Source organism: Ningiella ruwaisensis (assembly GCF_004798935.1).
In the GTDB taxonomy this organism is placed as follows: domain Bacteria; phylum Pseudomonadota; class Gammaproteobacteria; order Enterobacterales; family Alteromonadaceae; genus Glaciecola; species Glaciecola ruwaisensis.
The window spans coordinates 286,087-298,691 of the sequence record NZ_RAHT01000004.1 but is presented as its reverse complement, the minus strand read 5'-3'; the positions used below and the strand labels follow the sequence as shown (position 1 = coordinate 298,691).

The 12,605-nt window shown below is 45.6% G+C and carries 10 protein-coding genes; 8 read left to right on the top strand and 2 right to left on the bottom strand.

Features of this window, described 5'->3' with window-relative positions; genetic code table 11:
• Positions 1-12: 12 nt before the first annotated feature.
• Positions 13-1,707, bottom strand: a complete 1,695-nt coding sequence (locus D6V41_RS10360) for an NAD-dependent malic enzyme (RefSeq protein WP_136251432.1) — start codon at positions 1,705-1,707, stop codon at positions 13-15.
• A gap of 34 nt (positions 1,708-1,741) precedes the next feature.
• Positions 1,742-4,525, bottom strand: a complete 2,784-nt coding sequence (locus tag D6V41_RS10355; protein WP_136251431.1) for a penicillin-binding protein 1A — start codon at positions 4,523-4,525, stop codon at positions 1,742-1,744.
• 138 nt (positions 4,526-4,663) lie between these two features.
• On the opposite strand from D6V41_RS10355, the gene pilM reads away from it, so the two are divergent.
• The 8 genes from pilM to D6V41_RS10315 all read left to right on the top strand — a co-directional run bounded on the left by pilM (position 4,664) and on the right by D6V41_RS10315 (position 12,567).
• Positions 4,664-5,728: a type IV pilus biogenesis protein PilM gene (gene pilM / locus D6V41_RS10350; protein ID WP_136251430.1), complete on the top strand. Its 1,065-nt coding sequence runs from the start codon at positions 4,664-4,666 to the stop codon at positions 5,726-5,728.
• Positions 5,716-6,294 carry a PilN domain-containing protein gene (locus tag D6V41_RS10345; RefSeq protein ID WP_136251429.1) on the top strand — a complete coding sequence of 193 codons (579 nt, stop codon included), beginning with the start codon at positions 5,716-5,718 and terminating at the stop codon, positions 6,292-6,294. The genes pilM and D6V41_RS10345 overlap by 13 nt, the downstream gene beginning before the upstream one ends.
• A 2-nt stretch (positions 6,295-6,296) precedes the next feature.
• Positions 6,297-6,896 (top strand): type IV pilus inner membrane component PilO, encoded by a 600-nt coding sequence (locus tag D6V41_RS10340; RefSeq protein ID WP_136251428.1) that lies wholly within the window; start codon positions 6,297-6,299, stop codon positions 6,894-6,896.
• Positions 6,893-7,426 carry a pilus assembly protein PilP gene (locus D6V41_RS10335; protein WP_136251427.1) on the top strand — a complete coding sequence of 178 codons (534 nt, stop codon included), beginning with the start codon at positions 6,893-6,895 and terminating at the stop codon, positions 7,424-7,426. The genes D6V41_RS10340 and D6V41_RS10335 overlap by 4 nt, the downstream gene beginning before the upstream one ends.
• Positions 7,426-9,180, top strand: coding sequence for a type IV pilus secretin PilQ (locus D6V41_RS10330; RefSeq protein WP_136251426.1), 1,755 nt, complete (start codon positions 7,426-7,428; stop codon positions 9,178-9,180). The genes D6V41_RS10335 and D6V41_RS10330 overlap by 1 nt, the downstream gene beginning before the upstream one ends.
• Before the next feature lie 252 nt (positions 9,181-9,432).
• Positions 9,433-9,948 carry a shikimate kinase AroK gene (aroK, locus tag D6V41_RS10325; protein ID WP_136251425.1) on the top strand — a complete coding sequence of 172 codons (516 nt, stop codon included), beginning with the start codon at positions 9,433-9,435 and terminating at the stop codon, positions 9,946-9,948.
• 37 nt (positions 9,949-9,985) lie between these two features.
• Positions 9,986-11,059 (top strand): 3-dehydroquinate synthase, encoded by a 1,074-nt coding sequence (aroB, locus tag D6V41_RS10320; RefSeq protein WP_136251424.1) that lies wholly within the window; start codon positions 9,986-9,988, stop codon positions 11,057-11,059.
• Positions 11,060-11,118: 59 nt separating this feature from the next.
• Positions 11,119-12,567, top strand: a complete 1,449-nt coding sequence (locus D6V41_RS10315) for an SPOR domain-containing protein (protein ID WP_136251423.1) — start codon at positions 11,119-11,121, stop codon at positions 12,565-12,567.
• Positions 12,568-12,605: the final 38 nt, after the last annotated feature.

Below are 12,605 nucleotides of genomic sequence, written 5' to 3'. Positions count from 1 at the left end.
TATAAACGCAAATCACAGGCTCACGCGTTTATAGGGTCGATACTCCGCGCGCCAAAAGTGTTTTTCAATGCGCTCTTTGAGCATGTCGTCAGGGACAGTAAGCGCTAAATCCTGCTCCATTGCTGTTTTCGCTACCTCAAATGCAATGGCCTTGCTTAATGCCGTGATTTGAGTGAGAGGCGGCAGTAACTCGTCAGACACACCATTTGCCATCGGAGAAGCATCTGCCAGAGCATTACTTGCCGCCATGATCATTTCATCACTAATCAGACGGGCTTTTGCTGCAATCACCCCTAAACCAATGCCCGGGAATATATAGCTGTTGTTGCATTGTGCAATGGGATAAGTTTTGCCTTTATATTGTACCGGCGCAAACGGGCTGCCTGTAGCGATTACAACATTGCCATCAGTCCACTCAATGACCTGCTCGGGACGTGCCTCAACCTGTCTTGAAGGGTTACTTAATGGAAATATGATAGGGTGAGAGCAGTGATGCTGCATCGCTCTTATGACTTGCTCGGTAAATAGTCCCGGTTGCCCGGAAACACCGATAAGCAAGTCGGGTTTTGCACAATTCACTACGTCTAAAAGTGATGCGTATTCGCCACTATATTGCCAGCTGGCAATGGCTGCTTTTGGCTGTTGCAGGGCTTGCTGAAAATCCCGAAGTCCTTCCATGCCCTCAGTTAACAAGCCGAAGCGGTCTACCATAAACACTTGTGCCCGAGCCTGCGCCTCACTCAACCCTTCAAACTGCATTTGCTGTACCAGCATTTCAGCGATCCCACAGCCCGCTGAGCCTGCCCCCACAAATACGACTCGCTTATCCGATAATCGTGTGCCGCGCGCTTTGCAAGCCGCTAAAATTGTACCTAAAGCCACTGCCGCTGTGCCTTGGATATCATCGTTAAAGCAGCAGACTTTTTCGCGATAGCGATTTAGCAAAGGCATGGCATTGGGCTGCGCAAAATCTTCAAACTGAATCATGGCCTCTGGCCAGCGACGCTGCACTTCGTTAATAAATATATCCAAAAACTCATCGTACTGATCTTGAGAGATACGCGGATGGCGCGCTCCCATATACATTGGGTCGTCTAAAAGTTTTTGATTGTTTGTGCCAACGTCGAGCATAACCGGTAAGGTATACGCAGGGCTTATACCTCCGCAGGCGGTGTACAGCGAAAGTTTTCCGATAGGAATGCCCATACCGCCAATTCCCTGATCGCCTAAGCCAAGTATACGCTCACCATCTGTCACAACAATGACTTTCACTTTTCGCTTGGTGGCATTTCGCAAAATGTCTTGCAACATGTGGCGCTCTTCATAACTTATAAACAGCCCTCTTGAAGAGCGATAAATGTCTGAAAACTGCTCACACGCTTCACCTACCGTCGGAGTGTAGATAATCGGCATCATTTCATCGATATGCTCTTGAACTAACCGATAAAACAGGGTTTCGTTATTGTCTTGAATTGCTCTCAAATAAATGTGCTTATTCAAGGGCTCGGAAAAGCTGCTGTATTGTTTGTAAGCCCTATCCACTTGCTCTTCAATAGACTCATAGCGAGGTGGCAATAAACCTAGCAGATTAAATGATTTTCGCTCGCGTTCGGTAAAAGCGCTTCCTTTGTTAAGTAAAGGTGTTTCTAATAGCGCTGGCCCTGCGTAAGGAATATATAAAAAATCGTTATTGTCGCTTGTCGACATAGTTTATTGTCACCTACATTGTTGTGTGTCTAGATTAAAAAATATCATCGAAAAGCGGATCTTCCTCCGTCTCCCGTTCTTCCTCTACGGGTAAAGATAAGTCCGAATCTTGTACAAAAGTATTGGGTTCTGTGCCTTGAACAAAATACTCAAACATTGAGGAAGAATCAGTACGCGTGGTTAATTTTCCGGTTTCCCTGTCAATCCGCACCCGTACTATGCCTTCAGGTATCATTTTAGTTTCTTCCGGTACATCTTCCAGCACCGATTGCATAAAACGTATCCAGGCAGGTTGTGCCGCCTTTGCGCCATCTTCGGCACCAATCAGGGCATTTCCAATCCAATTAAAACGCTCAGGGTTTCGATTGATTAAGTTTTGGTTGCGGGTAGCGCGTCCCAATTCACGGGCTGGGTCGTCAAAGCCCACCCAGGCAGAAGCAACCAGTCCTGGCGCAAAGCCTGTAAACCAGGTGTCTCGTGCATCATTTGTCGTTCCGGTTTTACCGCCAATATCGCTTCTCTGGTCTAGTAAATTGCGTGCACGCCAGCCTGTCCCTACCCAAAACGTTTTTGTATTCCAGCTCCCGTTCGCTCGTACTGCGGTGCTTAGCATTTCTCTGACTAAAAATGCAGTTTGTTCACTGAGCACTCGAGGCGCTGAACGAGACTTAGAAATCTTGGTCTTGTTGTTTTCGTCGCTTTTCAGGTCGCTTTTAGCGGCGCCTAGAGCATTGCCCGCACCTTGCGCACTAAATTCTTCTGCTAACTGCGCTTCTAACTCGGCCAGAGAGAGCGGTTCACTATTATGAGTGTTATTTTCTGCCATGGAAGAATCAAGGGATGCTTGTGCAGTGCGCGTATCATCAACATTAAGATGGTCACATGGATCGCATGCCAGCAACGGCTCTGCTTCCCAAACCAAGTCACCACTTCCGTTTTCAATACGCTGAATAAAATACGGTCGAACAGCAAAGCCACCGTTGGCAAAAATTGCCATCGCGCTTGCAACCTCAAGGGGAGTGTGCGAACCCGAGCCCAAAGACATCGTCTCATCGCGCGGCACCTCCTCCCGTAAAAAGCCGAATCGGGTAATGTAATCACGTGTTTTATCTAAGCCAACGCCGCGCAACAAGCGCACCGAAACCACGTTTTTAGATTTACCCAACGCTTTGCGCATGCGAATTGGACCATCGTATACGGCCGGGGAGTTTTGTGGTCGCCATGCAACTCCTGAAGATGCATCCCACTGATTAATGGGTGCGTCATTGATAATTGAAGCAAGCGTATATCCGTTATCGAGTGCTGCAGAATAGATAAAAGGTTTGATATTTGAACCCACCTGCCGTTTAGCCTGCGTGGCACGATTGAACTGGCTATCGTAGAAGTCGTAACCACCCACAACTGCTTCTACTGCCCCATCAAATGGATTTAATGCGACAAATGCGCCAGACGCATCAGGCATTTGTGACAATTGCCACTGTCCATCATCAAAACGCTTGCGCACATATACCACCATGCCTTCATGGAGGATATCAGCAGCACGCTCTGGTTCATTGCCTTGTGCGCTATCGCTTATATATTCGCGCGCCCAGTCCAGGCCTTGCCAATCCAGTAGAATCGTCTCACCGTCTTGCTTGAGTACGGTCGCACTTTGCTCTTCCAGGTTTAAAACAACGGCCGGTACTAAGGCACCAATCGCTTTAAACTCGGCCAAAGCATTGATTAGTTCCGCTTCAGTCAAAGGAGAAAAGTTCCCATGTTGCTCTTGAATTTGCTGAGCTTCTTCGGGACTAAGTGGTTCGGATACGCCGTACTCTTTTAGACTTTCTTCGGTCAATGGCTTCCAAAGCACAGCAATGGGCCCGCGAAAGCCGTGTCGTTCATCGTAATCATGAAGATTTTGGACTACAGCGCGTTGCGCTGCCTCCTGTATATCCGAATGCGCCGTCGCATAAACATTAAATCCGCTGGTTTCTGCTATCTCTTTTCCATAGAGCGCGACCATTTCGTTATAGACCATGTCGGCCAGATATGGCGCGTCCACTTCTATTTCAGCACCATGTTTTTTTGCGCTTACCGGGGCGTTAGCGGCTTCATCAAACTCTGCTTGGGTGATATAGCCCTCATCAAGCATGCGCAGCAGTACAATGCGTCTTCGCTCTTTGGAGCGCACTGGATTGGATATTGGATTAAGTGCCGAAGGCGCTTGCGGCAAACCTGCCAGCGTCGCAAGCTGCGCTAAATTCAGCTCATTAAGCGATTTACCATAATAGACTTGTGCGGCTGCACCAAAGCCAAACGAACGATGCCCAAGTTCAATTTTATTGAGATAGAGCTCTAATATTTCATCTTTACTGAGTTCTTGCTCCATATGGTAAGCAATAAACACTTCTTTTATCTTTCGCGAAAACTCCTTTCTTCGATTGAGAAAGAATCCGCGCGCTAGCTGCATCGTTAAGGTACTTGCGCCCTGTCGTTTTTCACCCGTCACCGCCAAGCTAACAACGGCTCTCATCACGCCGATTGGGTCTACTCCCATATGCTCATAAAAGCGACTATCTTCGGTGGCAATTACAGCATGCTTTAATGCTTCTGGCACTTCTTCAAGCTTTACCGGGATGCGGCGTTTAACCCCGTACTGTGAGATCAGTTTTCCATCTTGCGTGAAAATTCGCATAGGAGTCTGCAGCTCAACATCTTTGAGCACTTCAACACTGGGCAAGTCGTCTTTTAAATAAAAATACATACCCAGGACAGATACGACACCTAAGCATAAACCCAGTAAAACGAGGATGAACAAGACTTTTATATACTTCACAGTAAGTTAGCTACTCAAAAAAATTCAAAAATTTACTCAAATTTTATACGTATGTGTCGTTAACAACTACATAGACGTTTTTAAATCCCAGTATTATACCCGCGTATGATACTTCAACTAACTACAGGCCGCCATTGAATGAAATCGCTTTTTCAAAAAAAGGCTAAGACAATTATTGGTTTAGACATTGGTACAAAGTTCGTTAAAGCGATCAGTCTAGACATGTCTGGCAAACAATGCAAAGTACTAGCGTTTGCATGCGAGCCCATCACCGGCACAGCCTTCGCTGAGCGTGAAATTAAAGATTTCGATGCCATCAGTAAAGCGCTGAAAAAAGTGCAAATCGCTATGAAATCGCAAGGCAAGGAGTGCGCTATTGCGGTAGCAGGCTCTTCGGTAATCAGCAAAGTTGTTTACATGGAACCTGACCAAAGCGACTTTGAGCTTGAAACACAAATCGAACTTGAAGCCGATAGCCTCATTCCTTATCCCTTAGATGAGGTGTATCTTGATTTCCAGGAAATCGCCCCCTCTAAAACACATGTGGGTAAAGTCGAGGTCTTGTTAAGTGCTGCACATAGAGATTTGATTGATGGTCGAATTACCTTAGTAAGAGAAGCGCCTTTTGAACCGGTGATTGTCGATATCGAGTCCAATGTGCTAGCAGATACCTTTCTTGCATTTGGTCTAAACAGAAAAAACGAAGCAGGGGTCTGCATTAACCTTGGTGCATCCATGATGCAGGTTTGCGTGACTGAGCAGGGACGAGTGATTTACAGCAAGGAACATGGCTTTGGAGTTAATAGTTTCATCAACGATTTGGCGATGCTGAATAATCTGGAAACCCAGGATGTTGAATCTCAACTAGCCAGCAACACAGCACCAGATAGCTGGTTTAGCGACACTTTACCCTCTTTTGTTTCGAGTGTGCAGCAACAAATACAACGAGCCTTGCAAATGTATGTAGCTACCACTCACAAGCAAATGCCAGCAGCCTTTCACTTAAGCGGTGGTGGAGCCAATCTTCCCAATATTGCTGAATCGTTGAGCAAAGACATGGGTATGGATGTAAGTGTGTTTAATCCCTTTGAACAAATGACATTTGATAGCAAAGTGAATCAAGAAAAGCTTCTAGGCGTCGCGCCTCAACTAACCATCGCGACTGGCTTAGCAACAAGGAGTCAACAAGCATGGCAAAAATAAACCTATTGCCATGGCGTGAATCGCTACGGCAGCAACAAAAGCAACAATACCTCATTTCACTTGGACTGATTGCTGTGCTTGTGTTTGGATTATTCTGGCTTGCCGGTGAAATTATTGAGCAGCAAATCCGCAACCAGAATGCACGAAATGATTATCTACGCAAAGAAATCACCGTGTTGGATATGCAAATCGAAGAAATCAAGCGCATTAAAGAAGCAAAAGAAGAAATCGTTGTGCGCATGGCCTTGATTGAGCAGTTGCAGGTAAGCCGAAACGTAACGCCTATCGTCTTTGAAGAATTAGTGCGTACGGTTCCCGCTGGTGTGTCTTTTAACTCGCTCACGCGAAACGGCAATCAATTAAAGTTGATTGGTATCAGTGAATCAAATAATCGCCTTTCGGCATTTATGCGAGCCTTGGAAGAGTCAGATGTATTTGTGAATCCGGTACTCTCGTCCATCGTTGCTGATGCAAGCACATCTAACGCAATCAGCGATTTTGAATTAACCCTTTCCTTAAGTGCCAAGTTTGCGCCCACGGAGAAGTCTTCCGAGAGAGGTAAATAGTCATGAATTTTGATTTTAGCAAACTCAAAGAAGTCAACGATCTCGATTTTGAGCAAGTTGCGATTTGGCCGAAAGAAATAAAAATTCTGGTAGCACTGGTATGCAGCATTGTTGTGGGTGCCATTTGTTATTACGCAATCATCAGCGGCAAATTGCCTCAAATGGAAGCCGCCCAGAAACAGGAAACTGATTTACGTCAAGAATTTGAAAGTAAATACCGTATTGCTGTCAATCTTGAAGCGTACAAAGAACAGCTAGCACGAATTGAGAAAGACTTTTCATCGATGCTGAAGTCACTACCTACATCGAATGAAACGCCTGGATTACTTGATGATGTTACCTTTGTGGGAACGGATGCGGGTTTATCTTTTAAGCTATTAAACTGGCAACAGGAAATACCAAAAGAGTTTTATACCGAACTTCCTATCGAAATAGAAGTAGTGGGGGCTTACCACGAGTTTGGTCAATTTACATCTAATGTTGCCAACTTACCGCGAATTGTCACGCTACACGATTTTGAAATTACCCGTTCGGGCAATGAGCTATCGCTTCGTATGCAGGCAAAAACTTACCGCTCGCAGCAAACGGAGGGCATGCAATGAAGCGTTTAATGTTTGGACTTGCTAGCACCCTAATCTTAAGTGGATGCGGCGCAAGTATTGATGATTTGGTCGCTTACACCGAAAAGGTCAAAGCGAATACCCAGGTAAGCATTGAGCCTTATCCTGAGTTTAAAGAATTTGAAAGTGTCGCGTATTCAGCAGCAAATATTCGTAGTCCGTTTCAACGCGCAGCAACCGATGCCGCCCCTGTTGAAGTAGCTACGACGCCAAATTGTATACAGCCTAATCGACAGCGTTCAAAACAAAAGCTGGAACGATTTGGCCTGGATGCCCTGCAAATGTCAGGTGTACTTTCAATAAACGGCAAGCGTTTTGCATTAATTAAGGCAAATGATGGCAGTTTGCATCGCGTTTCAGTGGGCAGCTACCTCGGTCTCTTCCACGGTAAAGTTATGCAAATTACTGAAAATGAAATAAAAATTCGTGAAATGCTCCCAGATGGAGCAGGTTGTTGGCAGGAAAAAACCGCCACGTTAAGCATGTCGTCAACGACAGGGGATAATACATAATGGCTGAGCAATTCATTTTTAATAAACGACTCAATCGACGTAAGCCTATTTGGTACGTATTCGTAGCGATTGTCATTGGCGTTGTAACCTTTGGCGTAGTTGCGCAAGAGGACCCCGTCGCACTGATAGACCCTGCTGGTGACAAAAACCTTGCAGAAGCTGTTATTCTGAATAACATCGAGTTCGACAGAAAAGGCGATACTGCTCAGATCATCATCGACTTTGAGAACGGTGTGCCTGATGTAGCCATGGTTGAAGCACTTGGAAATATCTCTTTGAGTTTTGACGAGAGTCAATTACATGACGATCAGTACGTTGAGATTGACGTAAGTCAGTTTGGCTCAATGGTATCTAGTATCGAAACCTTCCAAAAAGATTTGATTTCCAAAGTGGATATTCGCTATGAAGGGCAAGTTAAGGTTGAAAAGCAGGTAACGGATACCGGTTATGTATTTGAAGTGACTAAAATCACCAAAGATGAAATCGCTGAAGCAGAAGGTAAAACCTACACAGGCGCGCCAATATCTTTGGATTTCCAGGATGTACCGGTGCGTCAGGTATTACAAATAATCGCTCAGGTAAATGGCTTTAACCTGGTAACGACTGATACGGTTGATGGCAATGTCACCATAAGTCTCACTGCGGTTCCCTGGGACCAGGCCCTTGACATGATCCTCAAAATCCGTGGGCTCGATAAGCGGCTAGAAGGCAACATACTGTTAATAGCGCCGCGTGAAGAGCTTACTGCTCGCGAGACGCAAGAATTACAGTCTAAGCAACAGGTGCAAAGCCTTGCTGAATTAAGATCAGCCAACATCCGGGTCAATTATGCAACTGCAGCAGGCCTGGCCGAAATTCTTAAATCGCAAGATGGCGGTATTTTGTCAGAGCGTGGCACAGTGAGTGTAGATGAGCGAACCAACACCTTGCTAATTCGCGATACCCAGGAGTCCATCGATGAAGCCAGACAAGTTGTTGAAACCTTAGATATCCCTGTAAAACAAGTCTTGATTGAATCGCGCATGGTCACGGTACGTGAAAATGCCGACGAGCAACTGGGCGTGCGTTGGGGATTCACAGGCGTAGGCAGCGATAGTAGCGTGTCGGGCGGGATCGTAGGTGCAGACGTTGCGGGTGCGGGCATTGTTCCGGACATCACTGACCGTTTAAACGTCAATTTACCGGTTGCAAACCCTGCTGGACGAATTGGCTTTCAGATTGCCAGTTTGGTAGATGGAAATATCCTGGATTTGGAATTAAGCGCGCTGGAATCTGAAAACAAAGGTGAGATTATTGCTAGTCCGCGCATTACAGTAGCAAATCAACAAGAAGCTTATATCGAACAAGGTACCGAAATTCCGTTCGTGCAAGCGGCCTCTTCTGGAGCCACAGCGGTCGAGTTTAAAAAAGCAGTATTGAGCCTGCGAGTAACGCCCCAAATTACGCCAGATAACCGTATCATATTGAATTTGGTGGTCACTCAGGATACTCGCGGCGAGACGGTATCAACCTCCACAGGACCGGCAGTTGCTATTGATACTCAGGAAATCAGCACACAGGTTTTGGTAGAAAATGGTGAAACCATAGTATTAGGTGGCATATTCCAGCAGACAAGCACTGATGATGTTTCAAAAGTTCCTTTGTTTGGTGATTTGCCTATTGTTGGAAATATCTTCAAAACGTCACAAAAAATTGAAGAAAAGCGTGAACTGTTAATTTTTGTTACACCAAAAATTATTACCGAAGGCTTTTAATTTTAGATATTTTTCAGTGATTTAAAGAATAAATGCCGATGATTTGTTTGTATTTCATCGGCATTTTCATTTATAGGCTTGCAATAGTCATGCAATCATTGAGATAATCCGCCCTCTCGATTTTTCCCGAGGAGATTTTTCGTTCATAGCAAGGCCACTTGTTATGGTCACAGTTGGCTTCGCTCAATGACTGAGTGCTGCGCTAAACTAGCCAACTCTAACTCAATAAATAAAGATGTGAATTAGCAAAATATGGCTGAAAAACGTAACGTATTCCTAGTCGGACCTATGGGTGCCGGAAAAAGCACAATCGGTAGACATCTCGCAGATGAACTTCACTTAGAATTTTACGACTCTGACCAAGAAATTGAGCGTCGAACCGGCGCCGACATTGCATGGATTTTCGATTTAGAGGGAGAAGAGGGTTTTAGAAAGCGTGAAGAGAATGTGATTCACGATTTAACAGATAAACAGGGCATCGTGCTGGCAACAGGTGGCGGCTCTGTAGTATCCAAGGCTATTCGTAATCGCCTTTCCGCCCGCGGCATTGTTGTTTATCTTCAAACAACCATCGATAAGCAAGTCGCACGAACGCAACGAGACAAGCGTCGTCCTTTATTACAAAATGACGATCCGGAAACGGTTTTACGCAGCCTGGCAGAAGAGCGGAATCCACTTTATGAAGAGGTGGCTGACTACATCGTCGAAACTGACGAACAAAGTGCTCGCGCGGTTGCGAATCAAATCATCAATAAAATTGGTTTGTGATACACGACGTGATTTAAACTACTCAGGAAGGGAACCCATGCCTACATTAACTGTTGAACTAGGCGAGAGAAGCTATCCCCTATATATTCAAGCCGGCATATTAAATGATGCCGGCTTTTTATTATCGGAAATCAAGGCTTCACACGTCATCATTGTAAGCAATACCGTCGTTGCGCCATTGTACCTGTCAGAAGTCGAACAAAAACTCCTCGCGTCAGGCAAGCGCGTAAATAGCATCATTGTCAAAGACGGCGAGCAAGAAAAGACGCTCGCTACATTTGAACGTGTTCTTTCTGAACTGTTGTCATTGCCCGCTTCGCGCGATGCTTGTTTAATTGCCCTTGGTGGTGGCGTCATTGGTGATCTGACGGGCTTTGTAGCCGCTTGCTATCAGCGTGGGATAGACTTTGTTCAAATACCAACCACCCTACTCTCTCAGGTTGACTCTTCTGTAGGAGGGAAAACTGCTGTCAATCATCCCCTTGGGAAAAACATGATTGGCGCCTTTTACCAACCTAAAGCCGTGTATATTGATACCACGACACTGCGCACTCTGGACAAGCGAGAGTTCAGCGCAGGAATGGCCGAAGTCATCAAATACGGTATTATCTACGATGCTGAATTTTTAGCATGGTTAAACAACAACACGCAGGCCATTCTTTCCAAACAAGATGACGCACTTAGCAAAATGATTGCTCGCTGCTGCGAAATAAAAGCTGAAATCGTTGCTCAGGATGAGCGGGAAAGTGGACTACGCGCCTTGTTGAATTTAGGCCATACTTTCGGACACGCAATTGAAGCTGAACAAGGCTACGGCACATGGCTACATGGTGAAGCGGTTTCTGCTGGTATGGTACTTGCTTTGCAGTTGGCAAATATGCGGGGTGACATATCTTTGGCACAGGTGTCAGAAATCAGCGACCTGTTGCAGGCCTTTGACCTACCTACATCAGGACCGGCATCGATGAAAGCCGCTGATTACATTAAACACATGCGCAGAGACAAAAAAGTGCTAAACAATCAGATGCGTTTTATACTGCCCAAACGTATAGGTAAGGCCGAGCTTGTAAATGATGTCACCGAAGCAGAACTCGAACAATTGTTAAACTAAAGACAAGCATACGCGTCTACTAACAATCGTCTATTGGGAACAATGCTTAGGAAATTTTGGTGTCGCAGCTACAAGAACGTCTACAACACTTAGTGCATTATTCATCACAGCTTATATTCGTAGGCTGTGACTCACCTGCGTTGCAGCAGCGAAGTTTGAGCGACTTTTTGGCGAATCAGCCTGAAAGCAACGAAGTATCCTTTTTTACTGCCAGCGCACAGCAGCATTCAGCCGATTATCGAAGGCTGATTTGCAGGCAGTTGGCTGATCATCAGGTTGGCAGTTTCGTGCGGCCATTAAGAGAGCTGTTGCAAGACTTGCCAGAACAAGCCGGCACGTATCTGGTCTGCATCACTCAGGCGCAGTACCTTGAAGACAGTTTTGTGCTGGAGCTATGGGATTGGGTGACCAATGCGAAACAGCAAAATGATAATATACATATCAACGTTATCTTGTTTGCTCAACAAGCCTGGACCCAAAAAGCCGAGAATCTGCTTCCCTCCCACCAAACCAATAAACCGGTTTTATTGTCGTCTCAATCCCTTGATGCGGTTGGATTTGATGTTTCCGCACTAGAAAACCTAATGGCGCAAAAGCGCGCGTTTTTTGGGAATGAGACTCGTCAATCGATTATCCGCAAAAAATGGTTTATCGCCGCCGTGTTGTTCTCTTTTGCGGTTATTTTCATTGCTCTGATTACCTGGCAATACCCTGAACACGTGACACAGTTTTTGAGAACGGGGAAACTGGACACGCCTCCTTCGACCGAGGCACAAATACAGAAAGAGGACGCTGTTACAACACTTCCGCAAGCTGAGGAAACAAGCGAACTACTTGAACAGACAGAACAAGAGAGTAGCATTAACACTCTATCTGATTCGAGCTTGCAAACTCCGCTTGAAATTGTCTCGCCCGACAGCCTTCCTTTATCCGTCACTGAAGAGTTATTAGTCAGCAACTGGCAGTCAGAAAAAGAGGAAAACCCTACGACAGAACTGACACCAAATTCGGCAGTTGAAAGCGGATCGCAATCGAATAATCCCAGTATCGTCGAGGATGATTTTCAGGTTGAGGATATCGTTTCAGTTGCACAATTGAATGAACAATTTTCGCGAGAGCTACAATCAGAAACCGCCGACACTGCTTCATCCGAGGCAATTCAGGAGCCGTATCAAAGTGATTCTGAGCAAACAATGGATCAGGCATATCAGTTTGATGAGCCTATTTTGTTGAATCAGGACGCATCTGGCATTGCCTTGCAGCTATCTGGTATACAAAACCGTCAGGTGCTCGATAATTATATTGTCAGCAACAATCTGCAAGATGACGTGTGGGTTTATGAGACCATCAGATACGGAGGCCCGTGGTTCGTGGTGTTATACAATCGTACTTTTTCAAGCGTGGATGAGGCCTCAGCCGCCATTGCATCCCTACCCGAAAATATTCAGGCGGATGGCCCTTTTGCTAAACGCATTTCGCAAATACAAAGTGAGATACAAACGCGATAAGATGCCCTGCATTGTGCAGTTCATCAAAACTTTGGATA